Origin of the sequence: Rhodococcus sp. DT1 (assembly GCF_049844875.1) — a bacterium.
Lineage (GTDB): Bacteria > Actinomycetota > Actinomycetes > Mycobacteriales > Mycobacteriaceae > Rhodococcus.
Genome location: NZ_JBNCLW010000006.1, coordinates 218,047 through 240,107, shown reverse-complemented (window position 1 = coordinate 240,107; position 22,061 = coordinate 218,047). Strand labels below are relative to the sequence as shown.

Annotated in this window: 22 protein-coding genes; 11 read left to right on the top strand and 11 right to left on the bottom strand. The window is 66.4% G+C overall.

Annotated elements, in window-relative coordinates:
* Positions 1-36 precede the first annotated feature (36 nt).
* Complete coding sequence (locus tag ACLQ3J_RS17135; protein ID WP_169619908.1) at positions 37-2,481, bottom strand: WXG100 family type VII secretion target; 2,445 nt, start codon at positions 2,479-2,481, stop codon at positions 37-39.
* On the bottom strand, positions 2,478-2,741 hold the full coding sequence (locus ACLQ3J_RS17130) for a hypothetical protein (protein ID WP_425903985.1): 264 nt from the start codon (positions 2,739-2,741) through the stop codon (positions 2,478-2,480). The genes ACLQ3J_RS17135 and ACLQ3J_RS17130 overlap by 4 nt, the downstream gene beginning before the upstream one ends.
* A gap of 122 nt (positions 2,742-2,863) precedes the next feature.
* Here ACLQ3J_RS17130 and ACLQ3J_RS17125 point away from each other — a divergent pair, with 122 nt between their 5' ends.
* The 4 genes from ACLQ3J_RS17125 to ACLQ3J_RS17110 all read left to right on the top strand — a co-directional run bounded on the left by ACLQ3J_RS17125 (position 2,864) and on the right by ACLQ3J_RS17110 (position 5,295).
* On the top strand, positions 2,864-3,394 hold the full coding sequence (locus ACLQ3J_RS17125; protein ID WP_422423324.1) for a hypothetical protein: 531 nt from the start codon (positions 2,864-2,866) through the stop codon (positions 3,392-3,394).
* Positions 3,395-3,453: 59 nt separating this feature from the next.
* Positions 3,454-4,350: a sucrase ferredoxin gene (locus ACLQ3J_RS17120; protein ID WP_425903983.1), complete on the top strand. Its 897-nt coding sequence runs from the start codon at positions 3,454-3,456 to the stop codon at positions 4,348-4,350.
* Positions 4,351-4,438: 88 nt separating this feature from the next.
* A complete protein-coding gene (locus tag ACLQ3J_RS17115) occupies positions 4,439-4,801 on the top strand; it encodes an ArsR/SmtB family transcription factor (RefSeq protein ID WP_296551385.1) in 363 nt (120 codons plus the stop codon).
* Positions 4,798-5,295, top strand: a complete 498-nt coding sequence (locus ACLQ3J_RS17110) for an SRPBCC family protein (protein WP_169619903.1) — start codon at positions 4,798-4,800, stop codon at positions 5,293-5,295. The genes ACLQ3J_RS17115 and ACLQ3J_RS17110 overlap by 4 nt, the downstream gene beginning before the upstream one ends.
* 54 nt (positions 5,296-5,349) lie before the next feature.
* On the opposite strand, the gene ACLQ3J_RS17105 is transcribed toward ACLQ3J_RS17110, so the two are convergent.
* From ACLQ3J_RS17105 to ACLQ3J_RS17095, 3 genes are all read right to left on the bottom strand, one after another.
* Positions 5,350-7,338, bottom strand: a complete 1,989-nt coding sequence (locus ACLQ3J_RS17105; protein ID WP_425903981.1) for an SDR family oxidoreductase — start codon at positions 7,336-7,338, stop codon at positions 5,350-5,352.
* Between the two features lie 54 nt (positions 7,339-7,392).
* Positions 7,393-9,516 (bottom strand): MMPL family transporter, encoded by a 2,124-nt coding sequence (locus tag ACLQ3J_RS17100; protein WP_169619901.1) that lies wholly within the window; start codon positions 9,514-9,516, stop codon positions 7,393-7,395.
* Between the two features lie 309 nt (positions 9,517-9,825).
* Entirely contained in the window at positions 9,826-11,379 is a 1,554-nt protein-coding gene (locus ACLQ3J_RS17095; RefSeq protein ID WP_425904029.1) for a multicopper oxidase family protein, read from the bottom strand.
* 128 nt (positions 11,380-11,507) lie between these two features.
* On the opposite strand from ACLQ3J_RS17095, the gene ACLQ3J_RS17090 reads away from it, so the two are divergent.
* Positions 11,508-12,413 carry a D-isomer specific 2-hydroxyacid dehydrogenase family protein gene (locus tag ACLQ3J_RS17090; RefSeq protein ID WP_169619900.1) on the top strand — a complete coding sequence of 302 codons (906 nt, stop codon included), beginning with the start codon at positions 11,508-11,510 and terminating at the stop codon, positions 12,411-12,413.
* Between the two features lie 46 nt (positions 12,414-12,459).
* On the opposite strand, the gene ACLQ3J_RS17085 is transcribed toward ACLQ3J_RS17090, so the two are convergent.
* From ACLQ3J_RS17085 to ACLQ3J_RS17075, 3 genes are all read right to left on the bottom strand, one after another.
* Positions 12,460-12,828 (bottom strand): ArsR/SmtB family transcription factor, encoded by a 369-nt coding sequence (locus ACLQ3J_RS17085; protein WP_169651646.1) that lies wholly within the window; start codon positions 12,826-12,828, stop codon positions 12,460-12,462.
* Positions 12,815-13,273: an ATPase gene (locus tag ACLQ3J_RS17080; protein WP_169619898.1), complete on the bottom strand. Its 459-nt coding sequence runs from the start codon at positions 13,271-13,273 to the stop codon at positions 12,815-12,817. The genes ACLQ3J_RS17085 and ACLQ3J_RS17080 overlap by 14 nt, the downstream gene beginning before the upstream one ends.
* 99 nt (positions 13,274-13,372) lie before the next feature.
* On the bottom strand, positions 13,373-13,906 hold the full coding sequence (locus tag ACLQ3J_RS17075; protein ID WP_422423319.1) for a hypothetical protein: 534 nt from the start codon (positions 13,904-13,906) through the stop codon (positions 13,373-13,375).
* A 340-nt stretch (positions 13,907-14,246) separates the two neighbouring features.
* Here ACLQ3J_RS17075 and ACLQ3J_RS17070 point away from each other — a divergent pair, with 340 nt between their 5' ends.
* From ACLQ3J_RS17070 to ACLQ3J_RS17055, 4 genes are all read left to right on the top strand, one after another.
* The gene (locus ACLQ3J_RS17070; RefSeq protein ID WP_425903979.1) at positions 14,247-14,714 is read left to right on the top strand and encodes a tetratricopeptide repeat protein; all 468 of its coding nucleotides are present in this window, start codon (positions 14,247-14,249) and stop codon (positions 14,712-14,714) included.
* A 121-nt stretch (positions 14,715-14,835) separates the two neighbouring features.
* Positions 14,836-15,480, top strand: coding sequence for a hypothetical protein (locus ACLQ3J_RS17065; protein WP_425903978.1), 645 nt, complete (start codon positions 14,836-14,838; stop codon positions 15,478-15,480).
* A gap of 163 nt (positions 15,481-15,643) precedes the next feature.
* Positions 15,644-18,904, top strand: coding sequence for an error-prone DNA polymerase (locus ACLQ3J_RS17060; protein ID WP_425903977.1), 3,261 nt, complete (start codon positions 15,644-15,646; stop codon positions 18,902-18,904).
* A gap of 183 nt (positions 18,905-19,087) precedes the next feature.
* Positions 19,088-19,396, top strand: coding sequence for a rhodanese-like domain-containing protein (locus ACLQ3J_RS17055; RefSeq protein WP_169619890.1), 309 nt, complete (start codon positions 19,088-19,090; stop codon positions 19,394-19,396).
* 27 nt (positions 19,397-19,423) lie between these two features.
* On the opposite strand, the gene ACLQ3J_RS17050 is transcribed toward ACLQ3J_RS17055, so the two are convergent.
* From ACLQ3J_RS17050 to ACLQ3J_RS17040, 3 genes are all read right to left on the bottom strand, one after another.
* Complete coding sequence (locus ACLQ3J_RS17050; protein ID WP_425903976.1) at positions 19,424-19,561, bottom strand: hypothetical protein; 138 nt, start codon at positions 19,559-19,561, stop codon at positions 19,424-19,426.
* Between the two features lie 22 nt (positions 19,562-19,583).
* Positions 19,584-20,048 (bottom strand): tRNA (cytidine(34)-2'-O)-methyltransferase, encoded by a 465-nt coding sequence (locus ACLQ3J_RS17045; protein WP_378527669.1) that lies wholly within the window; start codon positions 20,046-20,048, stop codon positions 19,584-19,586.
* Between the two features lie 136 nt (positions 20,049-20,184).
* Complete coding sequence (locus tag ACLQ3J_RS17040; RefSeq protein WP_169619887.1) at positions 20,185-20,325, bottom strand: hypothetical protein; 141 nt, start codon at positions 20,323-20,325, stop codon at positions 20,185-20,187.
* Between the two features lie 570 nt (positions 20,326-20,895).
* Between ACLQ3J_RS17040 and ACLQ3J_RS17035 the strand changes: the two genes are divergently transcribed.
* Together ACLQ3J_RS17035 and ACLQ3J_RS17030 are read left to right on the top strand one after the other, a co-directional pair.
* Entirely contained in the window at positions 20,896-21,750 is an 855-nt protein-coding gene (locus tag ACLQ3J_RS17035; RefSeq protein WP_169619886.1) for a bifunctional methylenetetrahydrofolate dehydrogenase/methenyltetrahydrofolate cyclohydrolase, read from the top strand.
* 20 nt (positions 21,751-21,770) lie between these two features.
* Positions 21,771-22,055 (top strand): DUF3017 domain-containing protein, encoded by a 285-nt coding sequence (locus ACLQ3J_RS17030; RefSeq protein ID WP_169619885.1) that lies wholly within the window; start codon positions 21,771-21,773, stop codon positions 22,053-22,055.
* Positions 22,056-22,061: the final 6 nt, after the last annotated feature.

Below are 22,061 nucleotides of genomic sequence, written 5' to 3'. Positions count from 1 at the left end.
GTCGCGGCGAGTATTGCTAGTGCTGGGCGCATCTTCTCAGTTCGTCGAAGTGAAGTGAACGGTAGGGGCGACGTCGTGATAACTCCGTCGGTATTCGTCGGTGTAGCCATACAAACGGTCAGATCCGAACTCGGTCTTCACGGCATTCCTTACGAGTTCGTGCACGCTCTGAGGGCTTCGGTTCGACAGCGGATCGGGTTCGGGTGAGAGCGTACTGTTTTCTGCCAGCACGCCCGCCGCTGTCAGATCGTCTGTCGCGCTAGGACTCTGGGGCGTCCATCCCGTGCCGACCAGCAACCGTGCGATCCGAACATCGTTTTCTGCGGTTATCTGCGACTCGTTCATGGTGAACGCGAAATTTTCCGCCGGTGATTCCGGAATCGTGAAGGTGTCGCGAACACTCGGGTTGAGCATGTCCATGGTCATGCCGACCGTGAAGTTGGCGGGAACGAACGACGCGACCGCGTTGCGCATCATCGTGTAGCCGGTGTCGTAAGCCTGGTTGCGGCGTTCGGCAACCGTGTTCGCGATGTTCTCCTGGTCCCGCGACTGTTCGACGGCCGCGCCGTAGATGCCGGTATCGACCAGAGCCTGGATGTGGGCCGCATTTCCGGCGGCCGCCGTGTCGGGGGATATCTCACCCCACTTGTCGGGCTCGACGAGGCTGCGGACGAACGCGCGATCGTAGGTCTCGTGGAACGCGAGGGCACCTCCCATGAACGTGGTGTTCGCGTCGGTTCCCGTCGACATGAGGGCGAACACACGCTGAGCATGGGCGAAACGCTTGTCGCCGGCGTCACTGGATTCTGCTGCGCGGTAACCCCACTCGCGGCTATCGGTGTCGACGCCTGCGAGATGCGGGATGTACCCGACGAGGCCCTGGCTCGTCGCATGCAGCAGCGCAGGATTCACCTCGCCGAGGCTCGAGGTGTCGGGCCCGCTCATGTCCATGAAACGTGAGTAGTTCTCTCCGTGCGAAAGGTATTGCACGAGGCCGAGAGCCGCTCGATCCGCGCGGTCGCGGCGTTCGGTGTCGAGAGAGCCGGCATCACCGGGTCCCTGCACGGCGAGGCTCTCCTCCGTCATCCACGATGTCAACCGGCCGAGCGACGCGCCGTCGTCCTCCCACTCGTGCACGAACAACGGGGTGAGGACGGCGTCGCGTCGTGTCTCGGGACTGCCGTCGCCGTCGAGGTCGCCGGTGAGGATCCGCGCGTTGGTTTCGTTGTTCCGGGTGCCGACGTCGAGCATGGCTTCGCCGAGCCCGTTCGGGAACGCGTACGACGCGGAGGCGATTGCGGAACGGCCGGTGGAGTCGGAGAGGCCCACCTGTGTCGCTGCGGATTCGACGAGTTCGATTCCGAGTCGAGTGCCGGGGATACCGTCGGAGTCGGCTACGCGTCCCCAGAACTCGTTTTGGACGCCGAGGCGCTGGGCGTAGTGGCTGCCCGGATCCCGCAGCATCTCGGCGTGCGCGCGGGCGGCCGCGCCCGGATCGGTTTCCAGCCGGGATCGCTCGAACGGCGAGAGGGAGCGCAGGTAGTCGTCGAGAGTCGCCGGTGCGGAGTCGGCCGGATTCAACTGCACGAGGGCGCGCACGTCCGGCGGAAGTCTGTCCCAGCCGCCGCTGTGTCCGCCGTCGTCGACGATGCTCTCGTTCGACAGGGTGAGGATCCCGGCGCTCAGCGCCCGCCCCGCTGCAACAGCCTGCGGGCTGCCGTCCTCATCGAGCGCGTTCTGTAAGCGAAGGAATTGTCCGACTCCGCCCCGGTGATACAACTCTTCGAGGTATCGGATGGCCCCGGCGGGCAGGTGTGTGACCTGTCTGCCCGCCGCGAGATCGGCGAGGGAGTTGGTGTCGAGGCCGGCAGCGGTCAGGTTGGCCAGCAATCGCCCGACCTCGTCGCGGTCGAGTTTTCCGTCGTCGAGTATGGAACGGTCGCGGACCGCCTCGTCAGGGGAGAGCGGCGCAGGTTTCGGAGTGCTCGCTGCGAGATCCGCAACGATCTCCCGGAGGATGTGTGCGTAGTGATCGTCCAGTTCTCCGAGAGTGGCCAGTGCGCGTCGGATCGACTCGGCGTGCTCGGCGGCAGCGTCCTGGGTTGCAGCGGCCGAGTCGTCCGCGTGGCGGCGGGGTTTCACGCCGCTGTCGTCGACAGTGAAACCTGCCCGTTCGGCGTTCGCGATTGCATTGCGCACCGCCAGAACCGACCAGGTGAGCGCGGTATCGGCGCGGCGGAGTTGGTCCCCGACATGTCGCAGATGCTCGACGACCGCCACGACGGAGCGACGTTCCCTGTCCAGGTGTTTCTCCGCCGCGTCTGCTGCACGTCCATGCCAGGACTGCCACAGCGTGAGTGCGGTGTCCGTCAGAGCGCCGCGCTCGCTGTCGAGGTGTGCGGCAACCGTGTCGACGGCTTGTGCTCTGTCGTGGAGGACGGCGGGCTTCCAGTTGCGAACATCGGTGATCGTGGGGATCACTCGGGAACTGCCCGCGCCAATCCGGCGGCGAAGTACTCGTCGGTGTTCTCGTAGTCCGCGGCGACCAGGTCGATGGTGTCGGACGTCGACCAGGCACGGTCGGCGAGGAGTGAGACCGAGCGTCGCGACGCGGACTCGACTGCTGCAAGTGCCTCGACGATCGCAGCACCGCCGGAAAATCCCTCAACGGACCCCGCCGAGATCGCGCGGGTGTCGATACGGGCGATACGCCGTGCAATTCCTCGGAAAGCCGTTGACAAAGAGAATAATTCGTCGATATCGGCCCTGATCGTATCCGCCATCGTCCCCCCAGACGTTCGGTAGCGCGGAAACCATAACGCACAAATCCGACACCCGGGAAGTGGGCGCTACCATCATGGGCATGGCACTGACCGAATCGGATCGTCGGCTCATCGGATCGTCGCTGTTGTTCCTGGCGTCCCAGGCAAACATGGGCCGCGTCCTCGGCCCCACCGCGCTTACCGTCGGCACGATTCAGGCCACCTTTTCGGCGGACAAGTATCGGAAGATCCTCGACAACCTGGGTCCGGACGAGATCAGCCGGTACCGGCAGCACTACTACTGGGACATGGTGCATCCGTTGACGTTCGCCATCGCGCTCCGGGACGGTGCCCGTGCCCTCGACCACCACCGCCCGCTGGCACCCCGCACGCGCAGGCTTCTCGCTGCCGCACCTGTGATCGCTGCGGCCGGGGATTACGCAGAGAACATTACCGGGCTGTACCTGCTCGACCATCGCAGTCGCATCGACGACACGACCGTTCGTGCCGCGACGACGATCAGCCTCACCAAATGGGTGCTGGCCCTCGGTTGCTTGGGCTACCTGACGCAAGGTTTCCTACGGGTGTGGGGGAGAGCCGGACTGCGGCGGATACGAGGAAAACGGCGCTGACCGGCGAAACTCGCGAGGGCGCCGATTCCGTGAATGGGCCGAGCGGCGACAATGAACCGGTGACGATCGCTGCGACAACCTGCTCCGCGCTGTCCGCTCTCGACGAGCCGTTGCCCGGCACCGCCGCAACGGCGCCCGGGTACGTGTGCCTGGAGTTCCCCTCGGGCTGGGGGCGGGACGTTCTCGACGGCACGGCACTCGGCCCGGAACTCGCTGCCGAACTCTCGGCGCGCGCAGATGCGGCGGGGGTCCGGTTCATGTTCATCCGCCGCCCGGGGCGCGACGTGGTGCGTGCGACCCGGACGGTTCTGCTCGCACGCACCGAACCGGGCGCTACGTGGTGCGAGCGACTCGAGATCACACACCCGGCAGAACTGCTCGACATCGTGCCGCAGGTGGTGGCCGGGCCCGCCCTCGGTCTCGGCACCCCGGTCGACGCACCGGTCGTGCTCGTCTGCGCCCACGGCAAGCGGGACCAATGCTGCGCGGTGCTGGGCCGTCCGGTCGCTGCGGCGCTCGCCGCCGAATTCGGTGACGCGGTGTGGGAGTGCTCTCACACCGGAGGACATCGCTTCGCCCCGTCGATGATTCTCCTGCCGACCGGTTACACCTATGGGCGCCTCGATGCCGCACAGAGCGCAGACGCAGTGCGCGCCGCGACAGCCGGCCGGGTATATCTCCCGGGTCTTCGTGGACGCAGCACGTGGGATGCGTCGGGCCAGGTTGCAGAGATCGCGGTGCGCGCGCTCACCGGCGCCGACGAACTCGACGACTTCACCGTCGATGAGGCCGCTGTCCCGGTCGTGCGTCACCGCGACGGCCGGGCATGGCGAGTCGAGATGGACAAACGCGACCTACCGCCGCGGCCGGCGAGCTGCGGTGCCGCACCCAAACCGGTGTATCCGGTGGTGGCTACCCGGGTGACGCCGATCGGTGGAAGGTTCGACCGGAGCTGATCCCGGCCACGCGGGCGAGAATGTGCAGTCCGCGCCGGCATCTATCGAACTCACGCGAATGCGTAGCCAATCGGTTACGCTTTCCGGTGTGGAGGGAGCGCGAGCGATAGCGGACCCGGTACGCCGGGAGATTCTCGAGTTGCTTCGCGCTGCACCGCTGTCGGCCGGGGGGATCGCGCAGCGCTTTGCGATCAGCCGGCCCGCCGTCAGCAAACACCTCCGGGTCCTGATCGAGTGTGGCGTGGTCGAGGTGACCGTCGACGGTCGCCGGCGCATCTACACACTCCGTACGGAGCCGCTGGTGGAAGTTGCCGACTATCTCGACAGGCTCATCGGGCCTGCTCTGCCGCAACGGTTCGATGCCTTGGCCACCGAGGTTGCGAGAACCCGGCGTGAACGAAAGGCGGCATCGAACATGCCGAAGTTTGAGAACGGAAGGAAGAGAGCATGACGACTCCGAAACCGACCGGAAAGCTCGTGAACGGTTCCGAAGGGCTCGACCTCGTAGTGACGCGCACACTGCCCGGCTCTGTCTACGACGCCTGGGCAAGCATCACCGAACCCGAGCGCACCGCGCGGTGGGTCGGACGATGGGAAGGTACCGGCGCCGTCGGCGAAACGATCAGGGTGCAGATGGGTTTCGAGGAAGGTGCGCCCTGGGAGGACGTCGAGATCACCGAATGCGATGCCCCACATCGACTCGGCCTCCGGACGATCTCCGAGCAGGGCGCGTGGGACGTCTCGTTCGAACTGTCCGAAGACGGGGAGCGATCCGAGATCCGCTTCGTGCACCACCGCGTCGCGGCGGCAGAAGTCGGTGATGTCGGTCCCGGCTGGGAGTACTACCTGGACCAACTCGTGGCGTCGGTCTCCGGGGCACCGTTGCGGTCCTTCGACGACTACTTCCCCGCTCAGCGCGAGTACTTCGAAGAACAGACGCGATAACGCACCGAGGAGTATCGGGGCGGGAGGCGCGGTGGGCTCGTCGGCCGCTCGTCTCTACCAGTGCACGCCCGGCAGCAGTCGTCCGATCCGCCGCAAGGTTGCGCCCCCGGTCAGTGCCGGAAGCACGCCGAAAGGCGCGGGTGGAGTCGGTTTCCGTTCTTCGGTCTCACCAACGGGTGCACCGGAATCCGATGACGCGTGATGCAACCGGGATCGGACGAGATTCGCGATCGACGGGGCGAAGAGGCTACCGAACTCGGCGAGGGTCGAGACCGGGACGTCGATGCGCGTGGGTCTTTCGATCAGGGCGCGCACGATCATCGCCGCCGCAGCCTCCGGGCTCGCCGCCGGTGCGTCGGTGTACTCGTCGGTGGGCGCGATCATCGGTGTGCGCACGAGCGGCATCCGGACTGTGGTGAAGGTGATTCCGTCGCTCAGGGTTTCTCCCGCGGCGACCTCCGCAAATGCTTCGAGGGCTGATTTGGAGGCCAGGTAGGCCGCGAACCGAGGCGTGCGGGCGGGCACACCCGCGCTGGTGATGTTCACGATGTGCCCGAAGCGTCGCCGGCGCATCTGCGGAAGGAGCGCGAGCACCAGACGCACTGCGCCGAAATAGTTGACCGCCATGGTTCGTTCGAAATCGTGCATCCGGTCCGTCGAGTCGTACAGCCCGCGACGGATCGATCGACCGGCATTGTTGACGAGCATGTCCACGTGCCCGTGGTCCGTGAGGATAGCCGCGACGGTGTGTTCGACGGAGTCTGGGTCGGTGAGATCGCAGGGGTAGGCGTGGCCCCGCCCGCCTCCGGCACAGATCTGAGCGACTACGGCGGCGAGTTCCTCGTCGCGGCGAGCCAGGAGAATCACCCGCGCCCCCTCCTGTGCCACTGCGAGTGCGGCGGCTCGGCCGATCCCCGACGAGGCGCCGGTGATGACTACATTCCGGCCGGCAAGCGGTCCGGGCCCGTCCCCGCGTCGCGCGCGGTTCGGATCCAGATTCTCTTCCCAGTACCGCCAGAGCGACGGTGCGTACGTCGAGAGATCCGGAACCGTGATACCGCTGTCGCGCAACACTTCCCGGGTTCGCGCGTCGTCGAACACGGTCGGCAGGGCGAGATGGTCGAGCATCACCGGTGGGATGCCGAGACGGTGCAGTGCGAAACGGCGAACAGCGTCGAGCCCGGGCAAAGCTGTCGACGACAAGAGCGTGCGCACGAAACCGCCGGGAACGGTGGCGACCGGAAGCGGGGCTCCCGCCGCGGAAGCGAACGCGGCGAAGACTTCACGCAGCGGTTGGGGCCGGGGAGCGACGAGGTGGAAGGCCCGGCCGTCGAGGTGCGGGCGATGCACGAGTTCGACGATCGCAGCGGCGACATAGTCCACGGGCACCAGGTTGGTGTCGCCCAGATCGGGTACGACGAGGGGCAACCCGGAGGGCAGCGCTCCGAGTCGCGCCAGTGCGGGGAAGAAGAAGTACGGCCCGTCGATCTTGTCGATCGCACCGGTGACGGAATCGCCGACGATCGCGGACGGGCGGTAGGTGCGCCAGCGCATGTCACTTCCGCGCACCGCCTTCTCGGCCTCGAACTTGGTGCGGTGGTATGGCGTCGGGAAGTGCTGCCCGAGGTCGAAATCATTCTCGGTGAAGGTCCCGCGGTGGTCGCCGGCGACCGCGATCGACGAGACATGATGCAACGTCGCGTCGAGTTGCCGTGCCAGCGCGATCACGGCGTGGGTGCCGTCGACATTGGTGACGGTCTGCTCGTCACCGGCGGTCAGGTCGTAGATCGCGCCGAGGTGCAGAATGTGATCGGCCTGCGGGATCGTCCCCGGTTCGAGGCCGAGCTCGCTCGCCGTCAGGTCTCCGATCAGGGCGTGCAGCCGCGCGCCACCCGGCAGGGAGTCGGCGAGCGCCTCGAGCTTGGTGACGGAGCCCCGTCGCACCAGCACATGCACTTCGGCGTCGGGCCGGGTGGCGAGCAGTCGTGCGAGGACCTGCCGACCGAGAAATCCTGTTCCACCCGTGACCAGGTAGGTTGCCATGCCCGAGAACTTACTCTGAGGTAAGTATCGCGGGCCGGAAATCGGGGTCGCGCCCTAGTGGCCCAGCCCGACCTTCTCGTGAATTCGCTTCATCCATGCCGGCGCCCACCAGTTCGCCTCACCCATCAGCTTCACCAGCGACGGCACCAGAAGCATCCGGATGATCGTCGCGTCGATGATGAGCGCGATGATCATGCCGATGCCCAGGAACCGCATGATCGACAGACCGGAGATCGTGAACGCACCGGTCACCACGATCAGCAGCAGGGCAGCCGCAGTGACGACCCGGCCGGTCCGCGCGGTGCCGTATTCCACGGCTTCGACCGTGGTGGCGCCCGCTGCGCGGGCCTCGACCATCCGGGACATGAGGAACACCTCGTAGTCCGTGGAGAGGCCGAACACGACCGCCAGGATCAGGACGACGAATGTCGGCTCGAGCGCACTGGGTACGACACCGATCCACGATGCGCCGTGCCCGAGCTGGAACACCCAAGTCAGCACGCCGAACGTGGCTGCCAGGCTCAATCCGGCCATCAGGACCGCCTTGATCGGCAGCACCACGGAGCCGAACGCGAGGAACAACAGCACCAGCGTCGAGGCCACCATGATCGCGATCATCCACGGCAGAGCGTCGGCGATCGCAGCATTGGCGTCGTCGACGAGCGCGCGTCCGCCACCGACGAGCACCTCCGTTCCGGCGGGTTCGGGCACGGCACGCAGTTCGTCGGTGATGGCACTCGCCCGGGGTGTGCCGTCGACCCCCTGCCCGTACAGCGCTTGCAACACCGCGACGTCGCCCTGGGAGCCGACGGTGACGGTTTGCTCGATGCCGTCGAGGGCGGTCGCCGCGCGCGACACCTCACGAACTGCCTCGGCCGACGGGGTCTGTCCGTTGTCGCCGCGTACCACCAGGGTGGCGCCGTTCCCGCTGCTGGAGAAGTCGTCGAGGAGTTTCTGCGTTGCGGCGCGTGCGGGACTGTCTTCCGGAAGGGCCGTGTACTCGATCTCGCCGAAGCCGGCCTTGAAGACCGGTGTGGCAAGCACGAGCAACCCAGCGGTGATGACGATCGCGATGGTCGCGGGTCGCCGCATCACGTTCCGCACCACACGGCCCCAGAAGCGCACGGCGCGGGCCTCGCTGCGAGCGGACGCCTCCCTGTCCCAGGTCCAGGCGTTGATTCGGTGACCGAGCAGTGCGAGCACGGCCGGCACAGCGGTCAGGGACAGCAGGGCAGCGCTGAACACGGACGCCATCGCGCCCAGGCCGAGCGACCGCAGCACCGACTGCGGGAAGACGAGCATGCCCGCGAATGCGCAGATCAACAGGGCCGCGGAGAACATCACCGTGCGCCCCGCAGTGAACATGGTGCGTTTCGTGGCGGCGATGACCTCGGCTCCGGCGTTGAGTTCTTCGCGGAACCTACTGACGATGAACAGGCCGTAATCGATCGCCAGGCCGAGCCCGATCAACGAGGTGATGTTCAGCGCGTACGAGGACACGTCGGTGAACATCGTGAGGAATCGCAGCGTCGCGAGCGAGGAGAAGATCGCAAGGACACCGACGAACACCGGCACCGCTGCGGCGACCACCCCACCGAAGATGAACACCAGCAGGAGGAGTGTCACCGGAATCGCGATCGCCTCCGAGACGATCAGGTCGTGTTCGAGGGTTCCGGTGAATTCCACTCCGACGACGGTCCCGCCGGCGAACTGCGAATCGACTCCGGGAACCTCGAGCATCTCGAGGACCGCCGGGAAAGTAGCGTTCGTGACCCCCGATTCCTCTCCGAGGATGATCGAGGCCGCGACACTGCGCTGGTCTGTGGAGACCAGCAGCTGGTTCATCGGCGGCGGTGCCGTCCAGTAGGTCGAAATGGACGTGACCGTCACCTCGTCGGAGAACTTCCCGAGGGTTTGCTCGACGTCGTCTCGGATGTCGTCGATGGTCTGGCCTTCGGGAGCGGTGTACATCGCGATGATGTCTGCCGTCTGCGGACCGAAGGTGTCGTAGATGATCTTCTGGGCCTGCACGGATTCGCTGCCCGCCACGTAGTAGCCGGTGCCGGAGAGTTTTCCGAACACCCCCACTCCCCAGATTCCGGCAGCCAGGACCACCAACAGGACCGCGGCGAGAACCCACCGACTTCTGGTCACCACGATGTCGGCCCAGCGGTTCATGCACACTCCCGTTTCGGTTGCCTCGGTTACCGAACGGCAACTGTACTGGCGGGAGAATCGAGCGCCACAGCGATACCGGTCATAACGGAAACGGGAGCGCAATCCACCCGGCAGTCACAGCACGGGAGGGCGAAGAGAGAGGCGGACCGACGCGCCCGATGCCTCACGGCGTCTCGCGCAACGTGGCTCCAGCCGGACGGTATTCCACGAAGGCCGTTCATACTGGCTCCGGGGCGTACTGACGCGCCGATCCATGCGGTTCCAACACAGCCACCCCGGGATGTATTCCCCGGATATTTCCGCTGGTTATCAGCCGTGCGTGCCGTGCCCACCGGTGGATGAGTGATCGGTGACGCCGTCCACCCGGGCCGCATCGTCCGGACCCACGACGACGAACTGTCCCATCATCCCGCTGTCCTCGTGCCACAACAGGTGGCAGTGATACATGTAGGGCATCGCGGGGTTGCTGTGCTCACCGAACCGCACGAGAAGGCGCACCGTCGAGTTCGGGGGTACGAACACTGTGTCCTTGCGTCCGGCGAGGAGGGGACGGTCGTTTCGGGTGCCCGTCGCATCGACAACCGTGAATTGAACGTCGTGAATATGGAAGTTGTGGTGGGTGGACGCCGCGTTGCGGACCTCCCACATCTCGGTGGCGCCGGCGGGAACCACGTCGTCGATGCGGGTCATGTCCACGGTCCTGCCGTTGATCATGTTCGACCCGTTCAGATCGATGCGGCGGGTCGTGCTCGGCTCGCCGAACTCGTCGAATGTGGTGAGCCGGTCGGGCAGCGCCGTCGAAGGTGCGAGTTCCGGGGCCGCGCGCATCTCGAGGATGTCGAAGCTGTCGTCGCCGCCGGAGAAGCGGCTCTGGAAGAAATCGGAACCGAGCGCCGGCGGGGTGCTGCGCAGGACATCCCGAGACCCGGGCACAGGACGCACGACGATCTCGGCGCGCTCGCCGGGAGAGAGCTGAACGTTGCGTACGGGGGTGGGACGTTCGAGCAGGCCGCCGTCGGTGCCTACGAGAGCGAACTCCTGACCGGACTCGAACGAGAAGTCGAAAACCCGTGCGTTCGACGCATTGAGCAGTCGCAACCGCACTGCTTCGGTCGTGACATCGAGAAACGGCCCAGGCGTGCCGTTGACCAGGATCTCGTCTCCGACCGTCCCGGAGATCCCGAAAACGCCGGGGTTCTCGTCGAGCTGGTCACCGTCGAACTTCTTGTCCTGGACGATCAGCGGAATGTCGTCGACCCCATACGTCTGGGGCAGGGCCCGAGCGCCGGGGGTGGTCGGGTCGGCCGGATCATCCACCAGGAACATCCCCGCGAGGCCTCGGTACACGTGTTGCGCGGTGGCGCCGTGGAGGTGCGGGTGATACCAGAGCGAGGCAGCGGGCTGGTCGATGGTCCACGTCGGGGACCACGTGTCGCCGGCGTCCACAACCTGATGGGGGCCACCGTCCATCGCCGCGGGAAGACGCATGCCGTGCCAGTGCACGGTGCTGGTTTCGGCGAGCTGATTGGTGACATCGACGCGAACCTTGTCGCCGCGCGCGGCGCGGAGGGTCGGGCCGAGATAGGAGCCGTCGAAGCCCCACGTCCGAGTCGCCGGGCCGTGGCCGAGATCGCTCGTGCCACCCTGCAGCGTCAGATCGATTACGCGGGTGCCGTCGGCGGTCACGGTGCCGGTCTCCAGCGGAGGGATCTGCAGTGGCCGGTCGAAGTCGACCCGGCCGAGCGTGTCCACGTCGGCCGTCGTCCACGTGTAGGCCACCACGGAGGCGCCGGTCGCAGCCGCCACCAGGACGAGGGCGAGTGCCGCCACGACCAGCCGCACCAGAAGTTTCATACTCACCATGCTCGTCCGCGGCACGACGCGGCACCTCCGGTGTGATACCCGATCTTGCCCTCGGGGAGAACCCCGAAGATCACCCGCTGCGCAGGCGCAGCCGTCCGTTTTCCCGCGGCGGCACTAGGGTTTTCGTCATGCGAATTCATCTCGGCCCGGACCACGACGACTACCTCGCTGCGGCGATCACCGACGGTGGCGCCACGGTGTCGTCGCTCGAGGACGCCGACGCCGTCGTCTGGTACGGCAGTGCGGAGGACTTCCCCGCCCTGCCCGAACGGGTGCGCTGGGTGCAACTCGCCTACGCGGGCATCGAACCGTTCTTCCGTGCCGGCCTGGTAGACCGCACCAGGGTGTGGACGAACGCGTCCGGGGTCTATGCCGACAACGTGGCCGAGTACGCGGTCGGAGCCCTGCTGGTCGGCCTACGGCAATTCCACACCGCCGTCGCGGCGAACCGGTGGAGCAAAGATCGCATCGATCCCCTCGTCCGCCCGCTGCACGGATCGACCGTGGCGATCGTGGGATGCGGGGGAATCGGCCGGGCGATGATTCCGAGACTCCGTGCCTTCGGGGTGGAGGTCGTCGCGGTCACCCGTTCCGGACGTCCGGTCGACGGAGCGTCGGTGACGTTGCCGGCACACCGCACCTCCGAGGTGTGGACGATGGCCGACCACTTCGTCGTTGCGGCGCCCGCGACCGCCGACACCGACCGGATGGTCGGCGCTGCGGCGTTCGATGCCATGCCGGATACGGCGTGGCTGGTGAATGTGGCGCGCGGCAACCTGGTCGACACCGATGCGCTGGTCGATGCATTGCGCGCGGGCACGATCGCCGGGGCGGTGCTCGACGTGACCGAACCCGAACCGCTGCCGGACGGGCATCCGCTGTGGGCACTCGACAATTGCGTGATCACCCCGCACGTCGCGAACACTCGGAGCGGTTTGACCGCCACCTTTGCGCCGACGCTCCGTGAGAACGTGCGGAGGTTCATCGCCGGGGAGGACCTCGTCGCGCGCGTCGATCCGTCGGCAGGCTACTGAGTTCCCGTGTCGCGCAGGTCTTCGACGGTCTGACAGCATTCCGTTCTCACACGGAGCGTTCCGCAGCCTTCTTGATGGCGTCGAGCCGTCGGTCCCATCCCGAGCCCACCGCTTCCAGCGCCCTGCCCACCGCGCTCAGCCTGGAACCGGCTGCGGAGAAACGGAGTTCGCGGCCGACACGTTCGGACGTCACCAGACCGCAGTCTTCCAGTATCGACAAATGCTTGGCGATCGCTTGACGCGAGACCGTGAATTCCCCCGCCAGACCCGACGCGGACGCCGGGGATCGGGCGAGTCGTTGCAGCAGTTGCCACCTCGTGTCGTCCGCGAGTGCCGCGAATACGCGAGTCGGGTCGGTTACTGTGCCCGCGTCGGAGCCGCCGTCGTCGAACGTTCCCGTTTTACTGTGCGGCAACGATTTTCCTGCCCTCCAGGTGCTGTCGTGCGAGATCGAGTTCGATGGTCCACCCTTCGACGTTCCCCTCGTACTTCGCGCGACGCTCGGCGGCGTCTCCGGGAAGCGACTCGAAGCCGGTTTCCGTCACATGCAGGACGGTGGAGGAGTCGGAGACGGCATCGACCCGGAATTCGACGAGCGTGGACGGGCTGTCGGGGTCGGTGCTGTCGGCCAACCAGCGGAACGCTGCGTAGTGCGGTTTATCCAGCGCCACCGTGCGGAACAGGAAGGCGCCGTGGACGGGATCGTGGACGACGGTGAGGTCGCCGTCGCGTTCGAGTCGGTGTTCGGTGATCGTGTGGTCGTTGATGTACCACCCGGGTTCGGCTACGAGTTCCCAGACCCGTGCGGCCGGTGCTTCGATGGCGATCTGTCGTTCGATGCGGTCGAGTTCGTCGGTCATGACGTCTCCTCGTTCGATGCGATCGGGGTGCAACCCCATGGTTGCACCCCGATCGTCTATCGGCAACCCCTTGGTTGCAGTTGAGCCGACGCACCCAGTTCAGGACGGGGGAAGTACGTCGATGGTGCCCTGGCACACGGCGTTCTGTGGATTGACGAACCACCACCCCGCGCCGGTCTGGAGCGTGACAGTGAAGTTGATCGTTCCGGACCCGGTGAGGGTGCGGTTCACCGGGACGCTCGGCTTCTGTTTCCACGCTTCCTGATCGCTGACGCTCCGTCCGGACTGGCCGGTGCTGGTGTTGTGCCAGTCGACCAGCACCTGCGTGCCGTACCAGTTCGGTCCGATACTCGGGATGAGACCACCAGGAGGAGTGGGCAAGTCGTTGTTGCCGCTGAGCAGGAGAGACGGCAAGAACTCGCCCTCGCCACCGGGACGGGACGCCCCCGACGAGGCGGTGACGGTCCAGGTGAACGGCGGCGCCCAAAATAGCGGGTTGGCGCTTCCGCACGTCATGGTGGTGGAAGTCGGCGCGGCGTGTGCTGCTCCGACGCCTCCGACAGTCATCGCAACACCCACCCCCGCTGCCATGGCTGCCGCCGCACCCACGCGGCGAAATGTTCGTTCGGCCATGTACATACTCCGTTCGATCGCAGGAAACAGAACAGAACACGCCATTCCTATCGAATATGCGAGGCGCTCGGTCGCATTCTGTACAAATCGACCTGTGCTGAACCGTGCGCGCGGGATTGTCGACCGGAGCGGCGTGCAGGTTCAATGAGTCGCCAAGTTCACCGTAACTTGGTTATGTTGCGCTGGAATGCAAGTGCAGGCTTCGGTATGAGTCTGCGCCCGTTCGAGTGGACGCCGAGGCGCGGTCGCTGCAATAGTCGGGGTTGTGTCGAATTCTGAGAACTCCCCCGAGTTGGAGGCGGCCATCATTGCCGGATTCGAGGCACGAGACCGCGCGAACATGGGCCCGACGATCGAGTATTTCGCGGCACTTCTCGAAGCCAACCCCGGAAATGCGGCAGTACTGTACGAACTTGCCGGCGCGTACGACACTGCGGGACAAGAGGGTAAGGCCGAGAAGTACTATCTGGAGGCCTTCGATGCTGGGCTCTCCGGGGATCGACACCGAAGAGCGTTGCTCCAGTACGGCAGCACATTGCGAAACTTGGGACGGTTCGAGGAATCCCTGACCGTGTTCGCCGACGCTCGACAACAATACCCGGAATCCGACTCGCTGCGGGTGTTCGAAATGATGTCACTTCACGCAGCCGGTCGTCCGAATACTGCTTTGGCAGAGGCGCTATCGCTCATCGCGGACCGGGTGGACTCAGCCGAGATTAAACGTTACGAGGCGGCTGTGCGCGGAAACGCGGAATACCTGGCGTCACTCGACGAGCGACGACACCTCGGTAAGACGACACCTCGGTAATCGGACGGCGAGTGGCTCGGCGTTGTGTTCGCCCGGGTCGCCACCACAATGTTCCCCGAGGTTCGGGTCGGGGGAAGGTCGGGTGGGTGAGTTCGGACATCGACCGGCCGGTCGGTACTTGATGGGTTCACGGACCCTCGTCGATCTCAGCTCCGACACCCCGGAAAACACGGCCTCGGCGGCCGAATGGGTGGCCCGGCGCGGCGGCCGGTTTGTCGCCGGCGGAATCATGGTGCCGGCACCGATGCTGGGTACCGACGCAGCCTACGTCTACTACAGCGGTGACCCCGAGGCCTTCCACGGTGTGGAACCCGTGGTGCGGGCGCTCGGGACACCTCGGTACCTGGGCGGCGATATCCGGCTCGCCCAGCTCTTCTACCTGGCGAACCTGGACGTCTTCCTGACTGCACTCGCAGCGGTCCTGCATGCGGCGGCCCTCATCGAGTCGGTCGGCGGTCCGGTCGACCACGCGCTCGAGGACCTGTACGAACACCTCACGCTGATACCCGACATGATCGGACCGAGCGGCGACCTGGCCGCGGACCTGGCCACGGGCCGGCACCCGGGAGACCTGAGCACAGTCACCATGATGGGTGCCACCGCCGACCATCTGGTGCAGGCCAGTATCGATACCGGTGTTGCGCAAGAGTTGCCGGCAGCAGTCGAACACCTCTACGACGCCGCGATCGTCGCCGGGCACGGGAAAGACAACTGGACCAGCCTGTTCGAGGTGATCAAAGCCGGTCGTGAGACGCGCGGACGCTGATCCGGCCGCTCGGAGGGTTCGCACCGGCCATCCCGGTACCCGCGACGAGGCCGCCCGCTACCGACACGTAGGCACGAACAGCACCTGAATCACGCACGGGGTTGCACAACTATCGAACATACGTGCGATAATTGTGGTGAATACGTGCAGTTGGAGGTGCGGAATGGGATGGGGAAACGGCCCGCCGACCTGGTCGGAGATGGAGCGTGTCCTGTCCGGCAGGCCTCCGTCCGGCGCATCCCGCCGCGATCCCGTCCACCCCGGCGACGGCAACGACAGCCCGGCGTGGAGCCGCACCCGAGGCGAGTACGAAGGTCGGGCCCGGCCACCCGACGGCCCGGTGGTGCCGTATGCCGAGCTGCACACGCACTCGGCGTTCAGCTTCCTCGACGGTGCCTCGACCCCGGAGGAACTCGTCGAAGAAGCGGTGTGTCTCGGCCTCGAGGCTCTCGCGATCACCGACCACGACGGCCTGTACGGCGCCGTGCGTTTCGCCGAAGCCGCGCGGGAACTCGATATGCGGACGGTGTTCGGTGCGGAGTTGACGCTCGACGATGCACATCTGCTGGTGCTCGCCCGCGGACAGGAAGGGTACCGCCGGTTGTCTCGGCAGATCGCCGATGCACACCTGGTCGGAGGGGAGAAGAACGAACCTCGTTACGACTACGACGCGCTCACCGATGCGGCGGGCGGCCACTGGCAGATCCTCACCGGGTGCCGTAACGGACACGTGCGCCGTGCCCTCGACAACGGTGGTCCGGGAGCCGCCGAAGCGGCTCTGCTCGATCTCGTCGACCGGTTCGGGTCCGACCGCGTCACCGTCGAGCTCACCTGGCAGGGAACTCCCGACGATTACGAACGCAATGTCGCACTGTTCGGGCTCGCGGAGCGGCACGGAATTTCGTCTGTCGCCGGTACCGCCGCACACTTCGCCCGGCCGGAGCGCCGACGACTCGCCATGGCCATGGCGGCCATATCCGATCGACAGAGCCTCGACGACGCAGCGAGTCGCCTCCCTCCCGCCGGTGGCGGCCATCTCCGCTCCGGAGCCGAGATGGCCCGGCTGTTCACGGCCTTTCCCGGTGCCGTGCACACCGCGGCGGAACTCGGCCGCGAATGTGCTTTCGACCTGCGGCTCATCGCCCCGAAGCTACCTCCGTTCGACGTGCCCGACGGGCACACGGAGTTCACGTGGCTGCGCGCCCTCACCTACGCGGGCGCACTCCGACGGTACGGACCGGTCGAGCACAACCGGGATGCGTACCGGCAGATCGAACACGAACTCGGCATCATCGGCAGTCTCGGCTTTCCCGGTTACTTCCTGGTCGTCCACGACATCGTCGAGTTCTGCAGGAGCAACGACATCCTCTGCCAGGGAAGAGGTTCGGCTGCCAATTCTGCTGTTTGTTACGCCATCGGCATCACCAACGTCGACCCCGTGCGCAACCGGTTGCTGTTCGAACGGTTCCTGTCACCGGAGCGCGACGGACCTCCCGATATCGACCTCGACATCGAATCCGATCGGCGCGAAGAAGCAATCCAGCACGTCTATGCGAAATACGGCCGGACCCACGCCGCGCAGGTCGCCAACGTCATCACCTACCGCGGGAGGTCGGCGGTTCGCGACATGGCACGCGCGCTCGGTTACTCGCAGGGGCAGCAGGATGCGTGGAGCAAACAGATCAGCAGATGGGGAGGAGTGAGCGTCGAAACCGACGCAGACATCCCCACTGCGGTTCTCGATCTCGCCGAGCAGATCGAAGGCCTGCCACGACATCTCGGAATCCATTCGGGCGGCATGGTGATCTGCGACCGGCCCGTCTCCGATGTGTGCCCTGTCGAATGGGCGCGAATGCCGGGCCGCACCGTCCTGCAATGGGACAAGGACGATTGTGCCGCCGCGGGACTCGTGAAGTTCGACCTACTCGGACTGGGAATGCTCTCCGCGTTGCATTACATGATCGATCTCGTTGCCGAACATGAAGGTGTCCGGGTCGATCTCGCGCAACTCGACCTGACCGAGGACGGCGTGTACGAGATGCTGCGCCGCGCCGACTCGGTGGGTGTGTTCCAGGTGGAGTCGCGCGCGCAGATGGCAACCTTGCCGCGTCTGAAACCCCGGAACTTCTACGACCTCGTCATCGAAGTAGCGCTCATCCGGCCCGGACCCATCCAGGGCGGGTCCGTGCATCCGTACATCCGCCGTCGCAACGGACTCGAACCGGTCACCTACGACCATCCGTGTCTCGAGAAGTCGCTCGAACGCACCCTCGGTGTCCCGCTGTTCCAGGAACAGTTGATGCAGATGGCAGTCGATGCCGCCGGATTCAGCGCAGCCGAGGCCGATCAGCTGCGACGGGCGATGGGATCGAAGCGGTCGCCCGAGAAGATGGAGCGCCTGCGCGACCGCCTCTACGACGGGATGCGCGAGTTGCACGGCATCACCGGCGCCGTCGCCGACGGCATCTACGAGAAACTGCATGCGTTCGCGAATTTCGGTTTCCCCGAAAGCCATTCGCAGAGTTTCGCGTCGCTCGTCTTCTATTCCGCCTGGTTCAAACTGCATCATCCCGCCGCATTCTGCGCGGGTCTGCTCCGGGCGCAGCCGATGGGCTTCTACTCTCCGCAGTCGCTCGTCGCCGACGCACGCCGGCACGGAGTGATCGTGCACGGTCCCGACATCGGTGCGAGCCTCGCGCAGGCGACGGTGGAGAACGCGGGGAAGGAAGTGCGGCTCGGTCTTGCGTCGGTGCGGCACATCGGCGAAGACCTTGCCGAACGGATCGTCACCGAACGGCAGGAACACGGCCCGTACACCTCGTTCCTGGACCTCACCGCGCGGATCGAATTCACCACTGCGCAGGCCGAGGCACTCGCGACCGCCGGAGCGCTCGGCGGGTTCGGCGTCACCCGGCGTGAGGCGCTGTGGGCTGCTGCCCCCGCTGCCACTCAGCGCCCGGGGCGACTGCCCGGTGTGGGGGCGACCGCCGTGGCGCCGGCACTGCCGGGCATGAGCGCCCTCGAGCTGGCCGCCGCCGATGTCTGGGCCACGGGGGTGTCCCCGGACAGTTACCCGACGCAGTTCCTGCGTGCACGGCTCGACGCGCTCGGCGTGGTTCCGGCGTCGCGACTGCTCGACGTGCCGGACGGAACGAGGGTGCTCGTCGGAGGGGCGGTGACGCACCGGCAGCGACCCGCAACCGCGGCAGGCGTCACCTTCCTCAACCTGGAGGACGAAACCGGCATGGTGAACGTGGTGTGTTCGGTCGGGCTGTGGGCGCGGTACCGCACCCTCGCCCACACCGCCTCGGCGTTACTCGTCCGGGGGCGACTCCAGAACGCCGACGGCGTGGTGACGCTGCTCGCCGACCACCTGGAACCTTTGGACCTGCGGATGCCGGGCAAGTCGCGCGACTTCCAGTGATGCCCGCGACTGTCGGTGGCCTGTATCGGGTGCATGGAGGGTGGCCTGCGGGGCCGCGCTACCGTGGGGACGTTCCCGATCGTGTGCCCCCGGAATCGTCAACCTGGTCGCGTGGCTCGTCATGCGCCTGCGATGCTCGTCCGGAGTACCCGACGAAACCCTTGATCGAGAGGACCCACACCGATGCGTGAGGTCGACCTGGTTGCCTTCGAGACCGCACTCGCCGACGGAGCACCCGTCATCGATGTACGCGAACGCGACGAATACGCCCAGGTGCGCGTGCCCGGCGTCACCAATATCCCGCTCAGCGAGTTCGTCGCCCGGATCGACGAGATTCCCACGACCGGGACCGTGTACGTGATCTGCGCCGTCGGCGGACGCAGCCTCCAGGCCGCGAACTATCTCGCGGGCCGGGGAATCGACGCGGTGTCCGTCGCCGCGGGCACCGACGGGTGGGCGCGTTCGGGCAGGCCCACCGAGAGCGGCGAGTAAGCGGCAGCGGCCGCGGGGCTGCAGCACTCAGTGAGCGGCAGCGGTGCCGAGCAGTGCTGCGGCTCCCGCGACCAACCCGTCGCGCCAATGAACGTTGTCGTGACCGCCGCAGAATTCGCGGTAGTCGACGTCGAAATCCTTGTGCGTGCAGCAGGTACCGAACATCCCGATTCGAGAGGGAAGCGAATCAGACAGCGCCCTCGAAGCCGTTCTGGCGCCAGGCTTCGTAACTGACCACCGCGGCGGCGTTCGACAGGTTCAGCGAGCGCCGGCCCGGCAGCATCGGAATGCGGACCTGCGCGGTGATGTGCGGGTCGGACAGGACCTCTTCCGAGAGCCCCGTCGGCTCCGGTCCGAACAGCAGCACGTCGCCCGGCCGGTACTCGATCTCTGCGTAACCGGTGGTGCCGTGAGCGGTGAAGGCGTACACGCGCTCGGGGCGCAGAGCCTCCCACGCGGCAGCAAGGTCGGCGTGAACCGTGACCGACGCGAGGTCGTGGTAGTCGAGACCAGCCCGGCGCAGTTTCGGCTCCGAGAGGTCGAACCCGAGTGGTTCCACGAGGTGCAGTTCGGCACCCGTCGCGGCAACCATCCGAATGGCGTTGCCGGTGTTGGGCGGAATGCGTGGTTCGTGGAACATCACTCTGAACATAACCAGAGAAAGATAGCACCACGACGGTAAACGCCCTGGGCCTGGGAGGTCGCGCCCCGATGACGGCCGGGGCGCGACCCCTCCGAGTGCCCGCAGAAGACGGATGTCGCCGGACGGTGAGCACATGCGCTGCCGACTAGAAGGATCCCCCCAGCAGGAGGTGGATCACCGCGAACGGCATCCCGAGGAAAGCAATAGCGGTGAAGAGCGCGGACTGTATCGGCTCTCCTGCGACGTACCCGTCGCCGATCCATTGCAAGATTTCGACCGAGCCCATGGTGTGCCTCCTGTTTTCGGTTGTGTGTCAACGGGATTGTCGCGCGCACACGACAATCCGTTACTGATTGTGTATCGGGTGCGGCGAGGTTCGCGACGGCAGATGTGTCCCGGCGGTCTCGATGCCGCGGCAAGGTCGTGAAAGTTCTTCTACGTCAATGGGTTCGAAGACAGACTGTCGAGCTGTGTCGGGGAGTGGTGGGCAGGTCGTGTCCATTTCGCGCACGCTCCGTCATCGAATGTTGTTGTGCGAAAGCAACATCTTGCGGTTTCGTTCCGATCCGTGTCGGCCGCGCAACAACCCCTTGGCGCGCACGCTGACAAGTGACACCACGGTGGTGCCGGTGGATGTTCCGGAATGGAGTCGCCCGGGAGTATCCGGCCCGAGTTCTGCCGGGCCTGCTCACGCTGCAACAGCCCCGAGGCGGCAACAGTAGGTAAGCCGGGCACCGCTCATGACATGACCCCGCCCCGGGCTCTACACGGCGGACGGCAACCGGAATCGGCAGACCGCGACCCGCGCACGCGGGCTGACGATCCGCGACGCGCAGTCGCCTGGAACAATGGAACCGTGACTGCGACGATCCTGGACGGCAAAGCAACCCGCGACGAGATTTTCGAGGACCTGAAGGCACGAGTGGCCGTGCTGAGGGAGCAGGGCATCACGCCCGGCCTCGGCACCATCCTCGTGGGCGACGACCCGGGATCGGCAGCGTACGTGCGCGGCAAGCACAACGACTGCGCGAAGGTCGGCATCACGTCGATCCGCAAGGACCTGCCCGCCGACATCACCCAGGAACAGCTCGAGCAGGCGATCGACGAGCTCAATGCGGATCCGGCCTGCACCGGATACATCGTGCAGCTGCCGTTGCCCCGGCACCTCGACGAGAACGCTGCCCTCGAGCGGATCGACGCAGACAAGGACGCCGACGGGCTGCATCCGATCAATCTCGGTCGTCTGGTCCTCGGCAAAGAGGCGGCACTGCCCTGCACGCCGCGAGGAATCCTGCACCTCCTGCGACGCTACGACGTGCCGATCGCGGGATCGCACGTGACGGTCGTGGGCCGCGGTGTCACCGTCGGCCGCCCGATCGGGCTGCTGTTCACGCGCCGCAGCGAGAACGCCACCGTCACGCTGTGCCACACCGGCACCCGGGACCTCGCCGCGGAGGTGCGCCGGGCCGACATCGTGATTGCGGCGGCCGGCGTACCCGGACTCGTCACCGCCGACATGGTCAAGCCGGGCGCGGCAGTCCTGGATGTGGGCGTCTCGCGCACTCCGGACGGGCTGCGCGGTGACGTCGCCGACGATGTGCGCGAGGTCGCGGGTTTCGTCTCCCCGAACCCCGGCGGCGTCGGACCGCTCACCCGCGCCTTCCTGCTCACCAACGTGGTGGAGCGGGCAGAGCAACTCGCGGCGCGCTGACCGGGCACGGGCACACAGTCATGGGCCGGGCCTTGCGGTTCGCACGTCTGAATCTGCCGCTCATTGCCGTCACTCTGGTGATCGCGATCGCGGTGGCGCTCGTTCTCGCAGACCGGTGGCGGCGCGGCGCGTTCGTCTTCGGGGGTGCCACGATCCTTGCGGGGCTGCTGCGGTGGGTTCTCGACGACAGTCGGGTCGGTGTACTCGCGGTGCGCAGCAAGGGCTTCGACGTGGGGGCGCTCCTCGTCGTCGGAGGGGTCATCGTCGCGCTCGCGGCGTCCATCGATCCGCTCGGCACCGGATAGCCGGCT

Coding starts and splice junctions, on each gene's coding strand:
- ACLQ3J_RS17105 (WP_425903981.1), bottom strand. CDS start 7,338: ATGGCAACCTACCTGGTCACGGGTGGAACAGGATTTCTCGGTCGGCAG.
- ACLQ3J_RS17080 (WP_169619898.1), bottom strand. CDS start 13,273: ATGACCGACGAACTCGACCGCATCGAACGACAGATCGCCATCGAAGCA.
- ACLQ3J_RS17050 (WP_425903976.1), bottom strand. CDS start 19,561: ATGTTCGGTACCTGCTGCACGCACAAGGATTTCGACGTCGACTACCGC.
- ACLQ3J_RS17075 (WP_422423319.1), bottom strand. CDS start 13,906: ATGGCCGAACGAACATTTCGCCGCGTGGGTGCGGCGGCAGCCATGGCA.
- ACLQ3J_RS17110 (WP_169619903.1), top strand. CDS start 4,798: ATGACGACTCCGAAACCGACCGGAAAGCTCGTGAACGGTTCCGAAGGG.
- ACLQ3J_RS17045 (WP_378527669.1), bottom strand. CDS start 20,048: ATGTTCAGAGTGATGTTCCACGAACCACGCATTCCGCCCAACACCGGC.
- ACLQ3J_RS17095 (WP_425904029.1), bottom strand. CDS start 11,379: ATGGTGAGTATGAAACTTCTGGTGCGGCTGGTCGTGGCGGCACTCGCC.
- ACLQ3J_RS17030 (WP_169619885.1), top strand. CDS start 21,771: ATGGGCCGGGCCTTGCGGTTCGCACGTCTGAATCTGCCGCTCATTGCC.
- ACLQ3J_RS17100 (WP_169619901.1), bottom strand. CDS start 9,516: ATGAACCGCTGGGCCGACATCGTGGTGACCAGAAGTCGGTGGGTTCTC.
- ACLQ3J_RS17125 (WP_422423324.1), top strand. CDS start 2,864: ATGGCACTGACCGAATCGGATCGTCGGCTCATCGGATCGTCGCTGTTG.
- ACLQ3J_RS17060 (WP_425903977.1), top strand. CDS start 15,644: ATGGGATGGGGAAACGGCCCGCCGACCTGGTCGGAGATGGAGCGTGTC.
- ACLQ3J_RS17065 (WP_425903978.1), top strand. CDS start 14,836: ATGGGTTCACGGACCCTCGTCGATCTCAGCTCCGACACCCCGGAAAAC.
- ACLQ3J_RS17040 (WP_169619887.1), bottom strand. CDS start 20,325: ATGGGCTCGGTCGAAATCTTGCAATGGATCGGCGACGGGTACGTCGCA.
- ACLQ3J_RS17090 (WP_169619900.1), top strand. CDS start 11,508: ATGCGAATTCATCTCGGCCCGGACCACGACGACTACCTCGCTGCGGCG.
- ACLQ3J_RS17055 (WP_169619890.1), top strand. CDS start 19,088: ATGCGTGAGGTCGACCTGGTTGCCTTCGAGACCGCACTCGCCGACGGA.
- ACLQ3J_RS17070 (WP_425903979.1), top strand. CDS start 14,247: ATGGGCCCGACGATCGAGTATTTCGCGGCACTTCTCGAAGCCAACCCC.